The sequence below is a fragment of the Desulfoglaeba alkanexedens ALDC genome, assembly GCF_005377625.1.
Lineage (GTDB): Bacteria > Desulfobacterota > Syntrophobacteria > Syntrophobacterales > DSM-9756 > Desulfoglaeba > Desulfoglaeba alkanexedens.
The window spans coordinates 161601-178396 of sequence record NZ_CP040098.1; the positions used below are offsets into that span (position 1 = coordinate 161601).

General features: G+C 61.1%; 15 protein-coding genes. 12 read left to right on the forward strand and 3 right to left on the reverse strand.

What is annotated here, in order from left to right:
• Window positions 1-23: 23 nt before the first annotated feature.
• The 6 genes from efp (at window position 24) to FDQ92_RS00880 (ending at window position 5175) form a co-directional block, all read left to right on the forward strand.
• On the forward strand, window positions 24-605 hold the full coding sequence (gene efp, locus FDQ92_RS00855; protein WP_137422842.1) for an elongation factor P: 582 nt from the start codon (window positions 24-26) through the stop codon (window positions 603-605).
• Window positions 602-1528 (forward strand): EF-P lysine aminoacylase EpmA, encoded by a 927-nt coding sequence (gene epmA / locus FDQ92_RS00860; protein WP_137422843.1) that lies wholly within the window; start codon window positions 602-604, stop codon window positions 1526-1528. Before efp ends, epmA begins: the two co-directional genes overlap by 4 nt.
• Before the next feature lie 213 nt (window positions 1529-1741).
• Window positions 1742-3445 (forward strand): tetratricopeptide repeat protein, encoded by a 1704-nt coding sequence (locus FDQ92_RS00865; RefSeq protein ID WP_137422844.1) that lies wholly within the window; start codon window positions 1742-1744, stop codon window positions 3443-3445.
• A gap of 4 nt (window positions 3446-3449) precedes the next feature.
• The gene (locus FDQ92_RS00870) at window positions 3450-4256 is read left to right on the forward strand and encodes a hypothetical protein (RefSeq protein ID WP_137422845.1); all 807 of its coding nucleotides are present in this window, start codon (window positions 3450-3452) and stop codon (window positions 4254-4256) included.
• Window positions 4253-4726: a Mut7-C RNAse domain-containing protein gene (locus tag FDQ92_RS00875; RefSeq protein ID WP_137422846.1), complete on the forward strand. Its 474-nt coding sequence runs from the start codon at window positions 4253-4255 to the stop codon at window positions 4724-4726. The genes FDQ92_RS00870 and FDQ92_RS00875 overlap by 4 nt, the downstream gene beginning before the upstream one ends.
• Before the next feature lie 23 nt (window positions 4727-4749).
• Window positions 4750-5175, forward strand: a complete 426-nt coding sequence (locus tag FDQ92_RS00880; protein ID WP_137422847.1) for a hypothetical protein — start codon at window positions 4750-4752, stop codon at window positions 5173-5175.
• Window positions 5176-5898: 723 nt separating this feature from the next.
• Here FDQ92_RS00880 and FDQ92_RS00885 read toward each other — a convergent pair.
• From FDQ92_RS00885 to fusA, 3 genes are all read right to left on the reverse strand, one after another.
• Complete coding sequence (locus FDQ92_RS00885; RefSeq protein WP_137422848.1) at window positions 5899-6444, reverse strand: MogA/MoaB family molybdenum cofactor biosynthesis protein; 546 nt, start codon at window positions 6442-6444, stop codon at window positions 5899-5901.
• Window positions 6441-6875, reverse strand: a complete 435-nt coding sequence (locus FDQ92_RS00890) for a hypothetical protein (protein ID WP_137422849.1) — start codon at window positions 6873-6875, stop codon at window positions 6441-6443. Before FDQ92_RS00890 ends, FDQ92_RS00885 begins: the two co-directional genes overlap by 4 nt.
• Before the next feature lie 553 nt (window positions 6876-7428).
• The gene (gene fusA, locus FDQ92_RS00895) at window positions 7429-9507 is read right to left on the reverse strand and encodes an elongation factor G (RefSeq protein WP_137422850.1); all 2079 of its coding nucleotides are present in this window, start codon (window positions 9505-9507) and stop codon (window positions 7429-7431) included.
• An 843-nt stretch (window positions 9508-10350) separates the two neighbouring features.
• Here fusA and FDQ92_RS00900 point away from each other — a divergent pair.
• The 6 genes from FDQ92_RS00900 (at window position 10351) to argF (ending at window position 16722) form a co-directional block, all read left to right on the forward strand.
• Window positions 10351-11313 (forward strand): tyrosine recombinase XerC, encoded by a 963-nt coding sequence (locus FDQ92_RS00900; protein ID WP_211341321.1) that lies wholly within the window; start codon window positions 10351-10353, stop codon window positions 11311-11313.
• Window positions 11314-11322: 9 nt separating this feature from the next.
• Window positions 11323-11901: an ATP-dependent protease subunit HslV gene (gene hslV / locus FDQ92_RS00905; protein WP_137422851.1), complete on the forward strand. Its 579-nt coding sequence runs from the start codon at window positions 11323-11325 to the stop codon at window positions 11899-11901.
• A gap of 4 nt (window positions 11902-11905) precedes the next feature.
• Window positions 11906-13279: an ATP-dependent protease ATPase subunit HslU gene (hslU, locus tag FDQ92_RS00910; RefSeq protein ID WP_137422852.1), complete on the forward strand. Its 1374-nt coding sequence runs from the start codon at window positions 11906-11908 to the stop codon at window positions 13277-13279.
• A 418-nt stretch (window positions 13280-13697) separates the two neighbouring features.
• Window positions 13698-14615, forward strand: coding sequence for an acetylglutamate kinase (gene argB, locus FDQ92_RS00915; RefSeq protein ID WP_170180119.1), 918 nt, complete (start codon window positions 13698-13700; stop codon window positions 14613-14615).
• Window positions 14612-15808: an aspartate aminotransferase family protein gene (locus FDQ92_RS00920; RefSeq protein ID WP_137422853.1), complete on the forward strand. Its 1197-nt coding sequence runs from the start codon at window positions 14612-14614 to the stop codon at window positions 15806-15808. The genes argB and FDQ92_RS00920 overlap by 4 nt, the downstream gene beginning before the upstream one ends.
• A complete protein-coding gene (gene argF / locus FDQ92_RS00925; protein ID WP_137422854.1) occupies window positions 15805-16722 on the forward strand; it encodes an ornithine carbamoyltransferase in 918 nt (305 codons plus the stop codon). Before FDQ92_RS00920 ends, argF begins: the two co-directional genes overlap by 4 nt.
• Window positions 16723-16796: the final 74 nt, after the last annotated feature.

Genomic DNA, 16796 nt, shown 5'->3' on the forward strand with positions numbered 1-16796 from the left:
CGCGATAAAGAAAGGACCATGGCATGGGCGCCGTATTGACCTCGAGTGATCTTCGCAAGGGCCTCAAGCTGGAAATCGACGGGGAACCCTATGTCATCGTGGATTTCGAATTTTCGAAGCCCGGCAAGGGACAGGCCCTCTACCGGTGCCGCCTCCGCAACATGGTCACCGGCGTTCAGTTCGACCGCACCTACCGGTCCGGCGACAAGCACACGGCCGCCGACCTGGACGAACGGAAGATGGAATATCTTTACAAGGAAGGCGATCATTATTGTTTCATGAACACGGAAAGTTTCGAGCAGATTGAACTGAACGAAGCGGCGGTGGGCGACGCCAAGAATTTCCTCACCGAAAACCTGGTGGTGGACATGCTCTTTTTCAAGGACACCCCCATCGGCATCACGCTTCCCAATTTCGTGGAACTCCCCGTGGTGAAGGCCGACCCCGGCGTGAAGGGCGACACGGCCTCCGGAGCCACCAAGCCCGTGACCCTTTCGACCGGCTACGAAGTGCAGGTGCCGCTTTTTATCGAAGAAGGCGACATCTTGAAGCTGGACACTCGAACGGGAGCCTACGTGGAACGGATTAAGAGCAGCGGGTCATGAGCGAATTGGAACGGCTGGCCGCCGGGCGGCCGTATCTGGAACAGCGCTGCCGCATCGTTTACGCGATGCGGCGTTTCTTTCTGGAATCGGGGTTCCTCGAGGTTCAAACGCCGCTTCGGACCGCCGCTCCGGCCCCGGAACGGCACATCGAACCCTTCGCCTCCGAAGATCGGTTTCTCATCACCAGCCCCGAACTGCACATGAAGCGGATGCTGGCGGCCGGCTACGAACGGATTTTCCAGATCGGGCCGGTCTTTCGAAAAGGCGAACGCGGACGGCGCCATCATCCGGAGTTCACGATGATCGAATGGTACCGGCGCGACGCGGACTACCGGGACCTGCAGCAGGACTGCCGGGCTCTCATCACGTGGATCTGTGAGTCGACGGGCCGAAGGTCGGGTTTTTTCTACGGGGAAACCCGCCTCGCCGTTTCCGGCGATTGGCCGGTCCACACGGTGCGATCCGCCTTTCTCCAATGGGCCGGCTGGGATCCGGTGGCCGCCTTCGATCCCGAACGCTTCGACCGGGACCTGGTGGAAACGGTGGAACCTCACCTGGGCTTTCCCCTGCCGGCCTTCCTCACCGACTACCCCGCGGAACAGGCCGCCCTGGCGCGGCTCAAATCAAACGATCCGAGGATCGCCGAACGGTTCGAACTGTACTGGGCCGGAGTGGAACTGGCCAACGGCTTTTCCGAACTCACCGACCCCGTGGAACAACGAAAGCGCTTCCTGCAGGTGGTGGAAGAGCGCGAAAGGGCCCGCGCGGCCCGGCCGCCGATGCCCGAAGCGTTCCTGGAGAGCCTGGAAAGGATGCCGCCTCGGTGTGCCGGCATCGCCTTGGGCGTCGATCGGCTTGTCATGGTGCTCTGCGGCGTCCGCAGCCTCGACCAGGTGGTGGCCTTTCCGCCGGAAGAAGCGTGACGGCCCGCGCCTTCCGGCTTCAGCGGAGGAGCATGTACCGGGTGCCGGGCTGCTCGGCCGGAATGATTTCAAGCCCGTATCAAACCCCTGGCTGATCCATGCGCGCACTCTATGACCGTGGCGTCGTCATTGACGCACGGGAGCAAATGTGATAGTGAACTTCGTTCATAGTTCATTGTTTTCAATGCATTTTCCCCTTCTCAAGGATCATCCATGGCTCAGCCGAAACGCGTCCTCCTGCTGCTTTGCTTGGTTTGTGCCGCTATCGGCGGTTGTGCGCCTCTTCAAAGGCAGCCGCCGCCGGCTCCCGACCGGCCCGTCGTCCTGGACCGCGCCCGCTCCGAAGCCTACGCTTCGTACCTGTTAGCGCAATACTACCTGAGCGTCAACGAAACGGAAAAGGCTGTGGCGGCCTACGAAGCGGCTCTACAGCACGACCCGGAGTCGCCCACGCTGCTCACGGAACTTTCCACGCTCTATATCCGGCTGGGCGACATCGAGAAGGCCCTGGAGGCGGCGGTCAAGGCCACCGAAGTGGATCCCACCCACGAAGAAGCGTTCCTCCTCTTGGGAAGGCTGTACGCGGGGCTGGGGCAAAATCGCAAGGCCATCGAGGCCTACCGGCACGTGATCGAGATGAACCCGGCCAACGCCGACGTGTACCTGCTCCTGGGGACGCTATACGCTCAGGAAGGCCGGTTCAACGAAGCGCTGAAAACCCTGGATCGGCTGCGCCTGCTGCTGCCCGACAACCCGCTCGCCGCCTACTATCGCGCTCGTATCTTCCTGGACATGAAGTTTTACGACCAGGCGGAAGCCGCCTACCAGGAAGTGCTGGAACTGAGCCCCACCTTTGAGAATGGCTTGCTGGACCTGGCCTACATCTATGAAGTGACCGATCGGTTTCGGGAGGCGGAGGAAACGTATCTTCGGATTTTGAGCTTTAAGCCGACAAGCGTCGAGGCGCGCGTGCAGCTCGGAAACCTTTACATGAGGCAGCGGCAGTACGACAAGGCCTTGGAACAGTTCGACATCCTTTCGCGGCGGAACGCTTCGGACCTGGAAAGCCGGCTCAAGATCGGGATCATCCACCTCCAGCAGGGAGAATTGGAACGGGCCGTCGAAGATTTCAACGCGCTGCTCCGAGATCGGCCGCAATACGACCAGGCGCTCTATTACCTGGGAACCACCTACGAAGAACAGGGGAACCTTCAGGAAGCGCTGGTCAATTTCCGAGCCATCGCCAAGGATTCCCCACTCTGGCCCAACGCCCAGATCCGGCTGGCTGTGCTGTTTTCGAAGATGGAAGACCACCGTTCGGGCATCGAATGCCTGCGCCAGGCGATCGCGGAACGGCCCGAAGAGCAGGACTTCTACCTCTACCTGGCGTTCCTCCTGGAAGAAACCAAGGACTACGCGGGCGCGCTCGACGTCCTGAACCAAGGGCTGGAACGTTCGCCCGAAGACGTGGAACTTTTGTTTCGGAAGGCCGTCGTCCTCGACCGCCTGGACAGAAAGGACGAAGCCATCCAGGTGATGCAGAAGATCCTGAGCCTGGACCCGGAAAACGCCGGGGCCCTCAACTACATCGGCTACACCTACGCCGACCGCGGCATCCGCCTGCAGGAGGCCAAGACTCTGATCGAAAGGGCCCTCGCCCGGGAACCCGAAGACGGCTACATCATGGACAGCCTGGCGTGGGTGTATTTCAAAATGGGGGAATACAAAAAGGCGCTCGAGATCATGCTCGAAGCCCTGCGGCGGGTTCCCGACGACCCCGTCATGTTGGAACACCTGGGGGACATCTACCGCGCCCTCGGAAGACCGCAGGACGCCCGCGAAGCTTATGAGCGGGCCATCGAAAACGGCCACCAGGAACCGGAAGCCGTCCGGAAGAAGATGGAAGGATCGGTGTGACGCCGTGCGCTTTTTCCGACCCACGAGACGGGTGATCACGGCTCTGGCCGTGGTGCTCCTTGCGGCGGCGGCATGCCGGCCGTACCGGCCGCCCGTTCCAGTTCCGGAGCCGCGAGCGGTGTCGCCGGAAGCCTGGATCCAGGCCTTTGAACGGCGCACCCGCGGACTCGACCGCTACCAGGCGATCTACCGCGTCCGCCTGCAACCGGAAGCGGAACGCACGGTTTCGCTGCAGGTGGTCGTTTCCGGGCAACTGCCGGAGCGCTTCCGGATCGAGGCGCGAAATACCTTCGGGCAGACGGCGGGGGTGGTGGCCGTCGGGCCGAGGGGCTCCGGCGTCTGGCTCTCGTCGGAAAACACCCTCTACCTGGCCCGAGATGGAACGACGATCCTGAAAGGACTTCTCGGGATTTCCATGGACCCGGCCCTCCTGGGGCACCTCCTGGCGGGCTGCCTTCCTCTGGAAGACCTCAAACGGGCTCGTTTCCGCGAAACCGTGCCGAACCGCGGCCGCCTTGAGGTGAAAGACCGGGACGGAGCGGTTCGAATCGCTTGGGACGTCGGGCTGAACCCGCCGCTGATCTACGGAGCGTCCGTTCCGGAGCCGCCGCAGGCGTTGGTCGCCCACTTCGATCCGGCCGTTTCGCCGGACCCGGAGCAAGTCCCGGAAAACCTCCGCATCATGAGCTCGCGCTGGGTACTGGAAGCAAAGCGGGTCCAGTTTCAGAAGGTGGAATCCTTTCCCCCGGGCCACTTCGCGCCGCCTTCGCCGAAGGGCGCCCGCCGCGTCCTGCTGGACGAAAGGCCATGAACGCTTCTCGGAATTCCCGCAGATTTGTGGTTGATAGCATGCTGGGGAACGTGGCAAAATGGTTACGAGTCTTGGGCTTTGACACTGCTTCCGCTTCCATCCGCACGCTGGATCAGTTGGAGCGGTTTCGGAAGGAAGGCCGTACGGCCATCACACGGGCCACCCGATGGCGGAGTCGTGCGGGGGTGGTTTTCCTGGAAGCCGATGAACCGGACGCCCAACTCCGGGAAGTGGTGTCACGGCTCGCTATTCGGCTCGACGAGGTGGACCTCCTGAGCCGATGCCTGGAGTGCAACGAACCGCTGGAACCGGTCGAACAAGCGGAAGTCCTGGGCCGCGTTCCGGAATTTGTCGCCCGCACCGAGACGTCCTTTTCCCGCTGCCCCAAGTGCGGACGGATTCTTTGGCCGGGCAGCCACGTGGTGCGGATGCAGGCCCGGCTGCGGGACATGCTGGGGTGGTCACTGTGAGCGAGGTTCAAAAGGAGGACAATATGCCGGGAGTCGTCGACAGCATAGTCAATCTGGGTAAGAAATGCGTTTACTGCGCCATGGAATGCGCCGCAATCGTCTATCACTGGAACATGCGGATGCTCCGAACCCGCTTGAAGAAGCTGAGCCAGTCTTCGGTGCACAAAGATATGAAGAAGGCCTACGGAGACCTGGGCGCGGAAGTGTTCGCTCTGTACAAGCAGGGCGTTACGGACATCGTCAATCAGCCGGCCGTGACCAACCAGCTGCGGAGAGTGGAACGGGCCGAAGCCAAGGTGATGGAGGCGGAAAACGCCGCCCAGACCATTCGGGAAGATTACGAACGCAAGAAGCAGGCGGTGAAGGACGCCTACCGCGCCAAGAGGGCCGCCGTGGGCGGCCGCCGGGGTCCGTCGTCCGGCGGGCAAGGCGCTTCGGAAGACGAGTAGTGCCTTACTCCTGAGTTACTGTCACAAAAAAACAAGAAAATCTCTTTGCGTTTTTGCGTCTTTGCGCGAGATATTTTTCCCCTCGTTCCCAAGCTCCAGCTCGCGAACGGGCTCAATCTAAGCTGGAGCTTCTGCACAACTGTGTTCCCAAGCTGGAGCTTGGGAACAAGGTGAAATATTTGATGTCGAATTCTATTTCCCCTCCCCTTGTGGGAGGGGATTAAGGGGAGGGGGGATCTTCCCCTCGTTCCCAAGCTCCAGCTCGGGAACAGGCTCAATCGAAGCTGGAGCTTCTGCACAACTGTGTTCCCAAGCTGAAGCTTGGGAACAAGGTGAAATATTTGATGTCGGATTCTATTTCCCCTCCCCTTGTGGGAGGGGATTAAGGGGAGGGGGGATCTTCCCCTCGTTCCCAAGCTCCAGCTTGGGAACGGGCTCAATCGAAGCTGGAGCTTCTGCACAACTGTGTTCCCAAGCTGGAGCTTGGGAACAAAGTGAAATATTTGATGTCGAATTCTATTTCCCCTCCCCTTGTGGGAGGGGATTAAGGGGAGGGGGGATCTTCCCCTCGTTCCCAAGCTCCAGCTTGGGAACGGGCTCAATCGAAGCTGGAGCTTCTGCACAACTGTGTTCCCAAGCTGGAGCTTGGGAACAAGGTGGAAATCTCTTTGCGTCTTTGCGCGAGACATTTTGGTTGCGGCCATCCGCATTAGATGCCTCGATTCAGTCGATAGGCGCGCCGCATTCGGTAGGGTCGCCTTGGATCTTGGCGAGGGCGTGAGGGAGCGCGGGCAGGATCACTTCCAGGTTTTCCACCGCGCCCTTGGGACTCCCGGGAAGGTTCACGATCAAGGTGCGCCGGCGGATCCCCGCCAAGGCGCGGGAAATCATGGCGTGCGGGGTCTTGGCGAGGCTCGCCGCCCGCATGGCTTCCGCCATGCCGGGCACGGTCTTTTCCAGCACGGCGGCCGTGCCTTCCGGCGTCACGTCCCGCGGAGCGACCCCGGTTCCCCCGGTGGTGAGCACCAGCGCGACGGAGCGTTCATCGGAGAGCGTTCGAAGCGCGTGCGAAACGGCCGGGGCTTCGTCGGGAACCAGAACCCGCTCGACCACCTGGTAGCCTGCTTCCACGAGCCTCGCTTCCAAGGCATCGCCCGAGCGGTCTTCCCGTTCGCCGCGAAATCCCCTGTCGCTCACCGTAACGACGGCCGCCGTTCGATCGTGGTCCACGGCATTTGCTCTGGTCTGCAAGGTGACGTCCTTCCTCATTTTTTCCGGATCAACTGGCGGTTGGCCGCCTGAGTCACGACGCTCGCCACCGACTTGCTCCTGGCGATGACCTTCAGGTCCGTGGGGTGAAGCGTGCCTACGAACTTCACCGAGACGCCGATGGGCGTCTTGGGGTTCTTCACCAGAGCCAGCCGGACGGGATAGAGCTTGATCCATTCGCGGTTGGCGGCGATTTTTCGAAGCACGTCGTCGGAAACGCTTCGCGACTGGGCGATACCCACCACTTCGCTCTGGGTGAGTTTCGGGTTGTCGAGAATGGCGAGCTGCACCGCCCGGTTGCTGTCCAGGATGAGAAGGGTCCGGGCTTCTTTGCCTCCCGTCATGGCCAGCCGCACCTTTTGCGGGATCGTGAGCTCTTTGATCCGCTGAGCGGCGGATTCCCGCCTTTCAGGCTTATCGTCTTCGGGCATGGGGACCTCTCACCAAAAGGGCCGCCGCGGCCGGTCCCGCCCCTGCGGCCCGGCCGCCTGCTGTTAGAATCCGACGAACCGTATACCCTGTAGGAACCGGCTTGCCGGCGATCCAGGTCAACGCGGCATTGCCGGTTTTACGGGTCGCGGGCTCATTGACATAAATTTTCTCACCCTCACCCCAACCCTCTCCTATCAAGGGAGAGAGGGATTGTTGCATCTTGTTCCCAATCTGGTGCTTGGGAACGAGGGAAAAATTATTTCCCCTCCCCTTGTGGGAGGGGATTAAGGGGAGGGGGATGTAACTCATTGACATACGTTGATTTCATCACCCTCACCCCAACCCTCTCCTATCAAGGGAGAGAGGGATTGTTGCATCTTGTTCCCAATCTGGTGCTTGGGAACGAGGGCGAAATTCTATTTCCCCTCCCCTTGTGGGAGGGGATTAAGGGGAGGGGGAAGAGGGGGATTTTTTTCATCGCGGCGGGGGCGCCGTTCCTTCAAGAACAAGGCACTACCATCACGCGCAAAAGAAAAGGCCGAGCCGTGGAAGCTATTCCTGTTCCTTCTTGGACGCTTCGATGATTTTTTCCTGCAGGTGAGCCGGCACTTCTTCGTAATGAGAAAACTTCACGGTGAACATGCCCCGGCCGGCGGTCATGGAGCGGAGATCGGGCGCGTATTTCAGGACTTCCGCCAGCGGCACCTGGGCCCGAACGATCTGCTTGTTGCCCTCGGTGTCCATCCCCTGGACCTTGCCGCGGCGCGCATTGAGGTCGCCGATCACGTCGCCCATGCAGTCGTCGGGAACGGTGATTTCCATTTGCACGATGGGTTCCAGCAGAGTGGGCTTAGCCTCGGCCACGGCCTTCTTGAAGGCCATGGATCCTGCGATCTTGAAGGCCATTTCCGAAGAATCCACCGGGTGGTAGGACCCGTCCACCAGGTCCACCTTGAAATCGATGACCGGATAGCCGGCGAGGACCCCTTCGCGGGCCGCTTCCACGATGCCCTTTTCCACCGCCGGTATGTACTGCTTGGGAATCACGCCGCCGACGATCTTGTCCACGAACTGGAAACCTTCGCCGCGCGGCAGCGGTTCCATTTCGATCCAGCAGTCCCCGTACTGGCCGCGGCCGCCCGTCTGCTTCTTATAGCGGCCCTGCACGCGCGCCTTCCCCTTGATGGTTTCCTTGTAAGGAACCTTGGGCGTCTTCAGGTTGACTTCCACGCCGAACTTGCGTTTGAGCTTTTCCACGGTGAGTTCCACGTGGGTTTCGCCCATGCCCGAAAGGATCATTTCTTTGGTCTCTTCGTTCCGTTCGAGCTTCAGGGCCAGGTCTTCCTCCATCAGGCGGCCGAGCGACGCGAAGATCTTTTCCTCATCGCCGCGGCTCTTGGGTTCGATGGCGAGCGAATAGATGGCGCCGGGCAGTTCGACCCGGGGATAGACGATGGGGTTCTTTTCATCGCAGAGCGTGTCGCCGGTGGTGGTTTCCTTCAGCTTGGCCACGGCCACCACTTCCCCCGGTACCGCCCGTTCCACGGGTTCCTGGCTCTTGCCCTTGATGCGCAGCAGGTTCCCGAACCGTTCCTTCACCTCTTTCGTGGCGTTGTAGACGGTCATGTCGGCCGTGATGACGCCGGAAAACACGCGCATGACCGAAAGTCGCCCGGCGTAGGGATCGCTGATGGTCTTGATGACCTGTCCGCTGAAGGGCGCATCGGGATCGGGCGGACGGATTTCTTCCTTGTCTCCGGAGGGGGACTTGCCCTTTCGGGGTTCGCGGTCCAAGGGCGACGGAAAGCAGGTGACGATGGCGTCCAAAAGCGGTTGGATCCCGATGTTTCCGGTTCCGGAACCGCACGCGATGGGGACCAGCTTGCCGGAAATCACGGCGCTTCGAAGGCCTTTCTTCAGGTCGTCGAGCGACAGCTCCTCGCCTTCCAGGTAGCGTTCCAGCAGTTCGTCGGTGCCTTCGGCGATGTTTTCGATGAGTTCCTCCCGGTATCGGTCGGCCATGTCCCGGACATCCGCCGGAATGTCCTCCACATCGAAGGTCCCGCTGTCTCCCTTGGAGTAGATGTAGGCTTTGCCGGTCAGTATGTCGGCCACTCCCCTGAAGTCTTCCGCCGATCCGATGGGGACCAGCAGCGGAACGCACCGACTGCCGAACACTTTTCGGATGCCCTCCACGGTGCCAGGAAAGTCGGCCCGCTCCCGGTCCATCTTGCTCACGAAAAACATCTTGGGAAGCCCGATTTCGTCGGCGAATTTCCAGACCTTTTCCGTCTGGACGCGCACACCGTCGATGGCGTCCACCACCACCAGAGCCGCATCCGCCCCCTGGAGGGAACTCTTGGTTTCCGCGATGAAATTGAAGTCTCCAGGGGTGTCGATGAGGGTGAGCAGGTGTTTCTGCCACGTCAGGGTATTGAAGGCGGTGCTGATGGTGATCTTTCGGCTGATCTCTTCCGGCTCGAAATCCATGATCGACGTATTGTCATCGACCTTTCCCAGCCGCGTGTTTTCACCCGCGTCGAAGAGCATGGCTTCCGCGAGGGAGGTCTTCCCCGCGCCTCCGTGGGAAATGATCGCGAACGTTCTCACCTTGGCGACACTGTCTTTCATTGCGCTTCCTTTCTGTCTGTGAAGGCGGGCGGGCGCCGAATGTGAACCCCCCGGGTTTTCCGTCAAGGGGCCGCTCGGGTTTTCCGTTATCGGTAGGATCGGCCTTGGCCGCGACCCGTAAAACCGGTGGTAGCGTAGAAAATAATAGAGCTACTATATTGATGCTAAATCCTATTTCCCCTCCCCTTGTGGGTCGGCAGATCCCACTGGGTGCAGATATTTTGCTTCTTGTTCCCAAGCTCCAGCTTGGGAACACAACTGTGCAGAAGCTCCAGCTTCGGTGAGGCCGTTCCCAAGCCGGAGCTTGGGAACGAGGGGAAAGACCACTTCGAGACCCTGGCGAGATCCCTAGAAAGACAGCGCGTTTCAGCTGTAGCAGGAGGGAAGCTGGAGCTTCCCGCGCAGGGCGTTCCCAAGCCGGAGCTTGGGAACGAGGGGAAACGGAGCTGATGCGCTTGCTGCTTCAAAGCCATCAGGATCTACCTCAGAGGGTCACCCTGGATGTCGTTTAAAAGATCCGCACCCAACCTCTTTGCGTAAGGTCTCCACTTTAGAACGCTGCCAAACCGGCAATGCAGCGTTGATTCTGATCGCCGGCAAGTAGGGGCGCAGCGCCGCTGCGCCCCTACTTGCCGTTCGCGAACCGCCCCTACGCGAAAAAACGCACACGAGACCAGCCAATAGCCTGATATGCCGGGAAAAACGCAAGGCATGACACTAATGGAATCCCGAAAGGAAAGTCAAGTAAATTCTCGGGGAGTTTCTCGTTGATTTCCACTTAAAATCCTAGTATTTGCTAAAATTTCCTTTGATGGGTCTTCGGGATTGTTGTAGGTTTGTTACATGATGACCGGCCGTGACGATAGCCTTTCGCTTTTGTTCGACGACGCGGTGGACGCGTTTCTGGTTCACCTGCGTTCCGAACGCGGTGCCAGCCCGGAAACGCTTCGGGCCTACGCGGGGGACCTGGCTCAGTTTCGGGCGTTCCTTGCGGAAGGCCGCGGGGGGGATGGGCGGCTGGAGTTGCGCCCGGACGTGGAAGATGTTCGGCGGTTCGCCCACAGGTTGTACGAGACGGTGGAGCGGGCGAGCCAGAGCCGGAAGCTGTCCACTTTGAGGTCGTTTTTCCGTTTCCTGGAGGAGAATGGATGGATCGAAGGCAACCCGGCCGGGGCGATTCCCGGACCCAAGCTGAAGGTCGGGATTCCGGCTTATTTTTCCGTGGACCACATGGTTCAGCTGCTGGAGGCGCTCAGAAAGCGCGCCGATCGGCCCGGCAGTTCCTGGACGGCCCGGCGCAACCGGGCGCTGTTCGAGACCCTCTATTCCACGGGGGTTCGGGTGAGCGAACTGGTCGCCCTGGATGGATCTCATGTGGACTTTCAGCAGGAACTGGTTCGGGTGCGAGGCAAAGGAGCTAAAGAGCGGCTGGTTCCCATCGGGGATACGGCGCTCCGGGCCCTTTCGGAATATCTGGAGGCGTTGAGGGCTCAGCTTCCCGGCGTTGACCCGGTACAAGGAGCGCTTTTCAGGAACGCCCGGGGCGGGCGCCTGTCCGCCCGTTCGGTCCGGCGGATCCTTTGCGGAGAACTCGAGCGGGCGGGGTTTTGGCAGCACCTGTCGCCTCACGGCATCCGCCACAGTTTCGCGACGCATCTTCTCAACAGCGGAGCGGACCTTCGGAGCATCCAGGAGATGCTCGGCCACGCCGGACTTTCCACGACTCAGCGCTACACGCACGTTCATTTCGACAAGTTGGCGGCCGTCTACGACGCGGCTCACCCGAGAAGCCGCAAGGGCAAGTGAAAGGAACCCATGAAACCGATCGACTCTTTGGATGATGGCCCGGCGGTTGCGGGGCCGTCCAGGGTCCGGAGCACCACCATTCTCACCGTGTGCCGGAACGGAAAGGTGGTCATGGCCGGAGACGGCCAGGTGACCGTCGGCGACACCATCATGAAGCATCAGGCTCGAAAAGTCCGGAAGATGTACCACGACAAGATCCTCGCCGGCTTTTCGGGAGCCACGGCCGACGCCTTCACGCTGTTCGAACGGCTGGAAGGGAAGCTCGACCAGTACAGCGGGAACCTGACCCGCGCGGCCGTGGAACTGGCCAAGGACTGGCGGCTCGACCGCGCCCTGCGGCGCCTGGAAGCGCTCCTCATCGCCGCGGATCGCGAACAGTGCCTGGTCTTGAGTGGAAGCGGCGACGTGATCGAGCCCGACGACGGGCTGGCCGCCGTGGGCTCCGGAGCTCCCTACGCCCTGGCGGCCGCGCGGGCCCTCACCGCGCACACCGATCTTCCCCTCCGCACCCTGGTGGAAGAATCCATGAAGATCGCCGCGTCCATCTGTATCTACACCAACCACGTTTTCACGGTGGAGGAGTTGTAGCCTCATGCAGCAGCCGCTCACGCCCGCGGAAATCGTTTCCGAACTGGACAAGTACATCATCGGCCAGAAGGACGCCAAGCGCATGGTGGCCATCGCGCTTCGCAACCGGTGGCGCCGCCAGCAGGTCCCGGAACACCTCCGCGACGAAATCACCCCGAAAAATATCATCATGATCGGCCCGACGGGCGTCGGCAAGACGGAAATCGCGCGGCGCCTGGCTCGGCTCGCCCAGTCGCCGTTTCTCAAGATCGAGGCCAGCAAATTCACCGAAGTGGGCTACGTGGGTCGCGATGTGGAATCCATGATCCGGGACCTCACGGAACTGGCCGTGAGCATGGTTCGCTCGGAAGAAATGGAAGCCGTCAAGGTGAAGGCGGAAGAAATCGCCGAAGAAAAGCTCCTGGACATCCTGCTTCCGCCGCGGCGGCAGGCGGCGCTCCCGACCGCCTCTTCGGAATCCGAGGACCTGGAAGTCGCTCAGGAGACGTCCAGCAAGGCCGACAACACGCGGGAAAAACTCCGGAAACTCCTCCGCGACGGGTCTCTGGACGACCGTTACGTGGAAATCGACGTGCCCGACCGGACGCTTCCCATGATCGAAATCTTCGCCGGTGCCGGCCTTGACGAGATGGACTACGGACTGCGCGAGATGCTCGGCGGCATGCTTCCCAAGCGGACCAAGCGGCGGAAGGTGAAGATCCCCGAAGCCCGGGAACTGCTCATCCAGGAAGAATCTCAGCGGCTCATCGACATGGAACGCGTGATCAAGTCGGCCATCGAACGCGTGGAACATTCGGGGATCATCTTCCTCGATGAAATCGACAAGATCGCCGGGAGGGAATCGGGCAAGGGCCCGGACGTTTCGCGGGAAGGCGTGCAGCGCGACCTGCTTCCCATCGTGGAAGGTTCCACGGTGACCACCAAGTACGGCATGGTGCGCACCGACCACATCCTGTTCATCGCCAGCGGGGCCTTCCATATCGCCAAGCCCGCCGACCTCATCCCGGAACTCCAGGGGCGGTTTCCCATCCGCGTGGAACTCCGTTCGCTCAACAAGGAGGACTTTATCCGCATCCTGAAGGAACCCGAAAACGCGCTCATCCTCCAGTACCGGGCGCTCCTTAAAACCGAGGAAGTGGAACTGGTGTTCGAAGACGAAGCCATCGACGAGATCGCCGAAATCGCCTTCCAGGTGAATTCCCGGACGGAAAACATCGGGGCCCGCCGGCTGCACACCATCATGGAGAAGCTGCTTTCGGACGTATCCTTCAATGCGCCGGAGCTGCAAGGGCGCACCATACGGATCACCCGCGAATACGTCCGGGAGACCCTCCAGGAAATCATCCGCGATGAAGACCTGAGCCGCTACATCCTTTAGGAGCGCACCCGACTATGATGAGAAAGGCTAGACTTTAGACCTTAGACATTAGACTTTAGACCCTAGACTTTAGACATTAGAGATTACAGTCTGAGGTCTAATGTCTGATGGGTGCGGATCTTTTAGAACGACATCCAGAGTAACCCTCTGAGGTAGATCCAGATGGCCCTGAAGCAGCAAGTGCATCAGCTCCGTTTCCCCTCGTTCCCAAGCTCCAGCTTGGGAACGGGCTCACCGAAGCTGGAGCTTCTGCACAGTTGTGTTCCCAAGCTGGAGCTTGGGAACAAGAAGCAAAAGATCTGCACCCATGTCTGAAGTCTGAAGTCTGAGGTCTAATGTCTGAGGTCTAATGTCTAATGTCTGAGGTCTGATGTCTAAAGTCTGAGGTCTAATGTCTAAAGATGAGGACGCCACCGACATGATACACGAGAAGGCCCGACTGCTGATCGAAGCCCTGCCCTACATCCGTCGCTTTTCCGGGAAAACGGTGGTCATCAAGTACGGCGGTCACGCCATGAAGGACGAGGAACTCAAGGGCAGCTTCGCTCAGGACATCGTCCTCATGAAATACATCGGGATACACCCCGTGGTGGTTCATGGTGGCGGGCCGCAGATCGGGCGCATGCTCGAACGCCTCGGGAAAAAGAGCGACTTCCTGGGCGGAATGCGGGTGACCGACGAAGACACCATGGACATCGTGGAAATGGTCCTGGTGGGCAAGGTGAACAAGGAAATCGTCACCCTCATCAACCGCCACGGCGGCCGCGCCATAGGGCTCAGCGGCAAAGACGGCCGGCTCATCGAAGCCCGCAAGCTGCACCTTTTCCGCTACCAGGGGGACGACCGGCCGCCGGAAATCCTCGACCTCGGGCTTGTGGGCGAAGTGGCGCGGATCAACGTGGAAATCCTTAGAATCCTTGAAAAGAGCAACCTGATCCCGGTGGTGGCTCCGGTGGGCGTCGGGAAAAGCGATGAAACCTACAACATCAACGCGGATTTGGTGGCGGGGCGGATCGCCGGCGCACTGCGCGCAGAAAAGCTCATCCTCATGACTGATGTTCAGGGGGTCTTGGATGCCGACGGCCGCCTCGTTTCCAGCCTGACCGTCGCCGAAGCGGCGGACCTCCTCCAAGACGACGTGCTCAAGGGCGGCATGATCCCGAAGGTGCAGTGCGCCATCGACGCCGTGCAGGCGGGCGTGCAAAAGGTACACATCGTGGACGGCCGTCTCCCCCACAGCGTGCTGCTGGAACTCTTTACGGACGCGGGAATCGGAACGGAAATCGTGAAACGAACGGGCGGTTCAAGACCCGGGGAGGAGGAATCGGATTCATGAAGGGAGACCTCTTTTCGCATTGCAGAACACACATCTGCGACACCTACGCGCGGCATCCGGTGCTGTTCGAACGCGGGAAGGGCTGTCGGCTCTGGGACGCTGAAGGCAGGGAATACCTGGATTTTCTGGCGGGCATCGCGGTCTGCAACCTGGGGCACTGCCACCCGGAAGTGACCCGGGCGCTGTGCGAACAGGCGGACAGGCTGGTGCACGTTTCGAATCTTTTCTACACGCGCCCCCAGGCGGAACTGGCGGAGGCGCTCTGCGCGCGTTCCTTCGCCGACCGGGTCTTTTTCGCCAACAGCGGCGCCGAAGCCAACGAAGCGGCGATCAAGCTGGCCCGCAAATACAGCCTGGAGCGCTACGGCCCCGGGCGGTTCCACGTGATCACCATGAAGAATTCGTTTCACGGGCGGACCCTCGCCACCCTTTCGGCCACGGGACAGGAAAAGATACAGAAGGGGTTCGAACCGCTGGTGGAAGGGTTCCGGATCGTGGACTTCAATTCCGTGGAGGCGGTGGAACGGGCCGTGGACGAACGAACCTGCGCGGTCCTGGTGGAACCCGTTCAGGGCGAAGGCGGCGTCCGGTTTCCTGATCCCGGCTACCTCGAAGGGCTCAAGGCCCTGTGCCGCGAACGGGACCTGCTGCTTATCTTCGACGAAGTCCAGGTGGGGATGGGACGCACCGGGACGCTCTTCGCCCATCAGAGGGAAGGCGTCACGCCGGACGTGATGACACTGGCCAAGGCCCTGGGAAACGGGCTTCCCATCGGAGCCATGCTGGCCACCGAAGAGGCGGCCCGAGCCTTCAGCCCGGGTTCCCACGCGTCCACCTTCGGGGGAACGCCCCTGGTTTGCGCCGTCGCCCGGCGAGTTCTCGAGATCATCAGCGAACCGGCGTTCCTGCAACGGGTGGACGAGGTCGGACGGAAGGCCTTGGAAAAGCTCAAGGGGCTCCAGGCCCGCCATCCGGCGTTCGTGAAAGAGGTCCGCGGCCGCGGCCTCATGCTGGGCATCGAACTCACCTTCCCCGGTTCCGACGTGGTCGGACAGTGTCTGGAACGGGGCTTCGTGATCAACTGCACCCACGACACCGTCCTCAGGCTGGTGCCTCCGCTGGTGATCGAAGAAGAAGCCTTCGACCCGCTCATCGAAACCCTGGACTCCCTCTTGAAGGAAAAGGCGGCATGAAACGGGACCTGCTGACGCTTTGGGATCTCACCGCGGACGAAATAAGGCGGCTGCTCCATCGGGCGCACGCCGTAAAGCGCTCATGGAAGGAAGGAAACCTCGAGCCCACCCTGGCGCGAAAGACCCTCGGCCTGCTCTTCACCAAGCCGTCGACGCGAACGCGGGTCTCTTTCGAAGCGGCCATGCATCGGCTGGGAGGCTGCTGCACGTTTCTCACGTCCCGGGACACGCAGCTTTCCCGGAAGGAACCGCTTTCGGACACGGCCCGGGTGCTTTCGCGCTACCTGGACGCCCTGGTGGTCCGGACCTACGCCCAGGAAGACGTGGAGACGCTCGCCCGGTACGCCGCCATTCCCGTCATCAACGGACTCACGGACCTCTGCCACCCGTGCCAGGTCCTGAGCGACCTCATGACCGTGGAAGAAGCCCGGGGATCCCTGGAAAACCTCCACGCCGCCTGGATCGGAGACGGAAACAACGTGGCCCATTCCTGGATCGCGGCCGCCGCAAGGCTCGGGTTCACCCTGACCCTCGCCTGCCCGGACGGCTACCTCCCCCAGGCCGCCGTCCTGGAACGGGCCCGATCGGAAGGCCAAGGCACGGTGCGGCTTGGTTCCGATCCGAAGGAAGCGGTGGCTGGGGCCGACGTGATCAATACGGACGTCTGGGCCAGTATGGGCCAGGAAGCCGAGGCGGCCGAACGGAAGCGGATCTTTGCGCCCTTCCAGGTGAACGCGGCGCTCCTGGAAACCGCTCCGCCCCATGCGCTTGTGCTCCATTGCCTTCCCGCGCACCGCGGCGAAGAAATCACCGACGACGTCCTGGAAGGACCCCGGTCGGTGGTCTTCGACCAGGCGGAAAACCGCTTACACCTCCAGGCGGCTCTCCTGGAATGGCTCATCACGGGCGCCTGAGCCTCGGGCCCCGTTTCGCCCACGATGTTCGAAGACCCAAACCCCTACAGAACCGTTGCAGGCACAAGGAGACC

What these genes read in the sequence shown, in the direction of transcription:
- efp (WP_137422842.1), top strand. Translation starts at nt 24, where the DNA reads ATGGGCGCCGTATTGACCTCGAGTGATCTTCGCAAGGGCCTCAAGCTG.
- epmA (WP_137422843.1), top strand. Translation starts at nt 602, where the DNA reads ATGAGCGAATTGGAACGGCTGGCCGCCGGGCGGCCGTATCTGGAACAG.
- FDQ92_RS00865 (WP_137422844.1), top strand. Translation starts at nt 1,742, where the DNA reads ATGGCTCAGCCGAAACGCGTCCTCCTGCTGCTTTGCTTGGTTTGTGCC.
- FDQ92_RS00875 (WP_137422846.1), top strand. Translation starts at nt 4,253, where the DNA reads ATGAACGCTTCTCGGAATTCCCGCAGATTTGTGGTTGATAGCATGCTG.
- FDQ92_RS00880 (WP_137422847.1), top strand. Translation starts at nt 4,750, where the DNA reads ATGCCGGGAGTCGTCGACAGCATAGTCAATCTGGGTAAGAAATGCGTT.
- FDQ92_RS00885 (WP_137422848.1), bottom strand. Translation starts at nt 6,444, where the DNA reads ATGAGGAAGGACGTCACCTTGCAGACCAGAGCAAATGCCGTGGACCAC.
- FDQ92_RS00890 (WP_137422849.1), bottom strand. Translation starts at nt 6,875, where the DNA reads ATGCCCGAAGACGATAAGCCTGAAAGGCGGGAATCCGCCGCTCAGCGG.
- fusA (WP_137422850.1), bottom strand. Translation starts at nt 9,507, where the DNA reads ATGAAAGACAGTGTCGCCAAGGTGAGAACGTTCGCGATCATTTCCCAC.
- FDQ92_RS00900 (WP_211341321.1), top strand. Translation starts at nt 10,351, where the DNA reads ATGATGACCGGCCGTGACGATAGCCTTTCGCTTTTGTTCGACGACGCG.
- hslV (WP_137422851.1), top strand. Translation starts at nt 11,323, where the DNA reads ATGAAACCGATCGACTCTTTGGATGATGGCCCGGCGGTTGCGGGGCCG.
- hslU (WP_137422852.1), top strand. Translation starts at nt 11,906, where the DNA reads ATGCAGCAGCCGCTCACGCCCGCGGAAATCGTTTCCGAACTGGACAAG.
- argB (WP_170180119.1), top strand. Translation starts at nt 13,698, where the DNA reads ATGATACACGAGAAGGCCCGACTGCTGATCGAAGCCCTGCCCTACATC.
- FDQ92_RS00920 (WP_137422853.1), top strand. Translation starts at nt 14,612, where the DNA reads ATGAAGGGAGACCTCTTTTCGCATTGCAGAACACACATCTGCGACACC.
- argF (WP_137422854.1), top strand. Translation starts at nt 15,805, where the DNA reads ATGAAACGGGACCTGCTGACGCTTTGGGATCTCACCGCGGACGAAATA.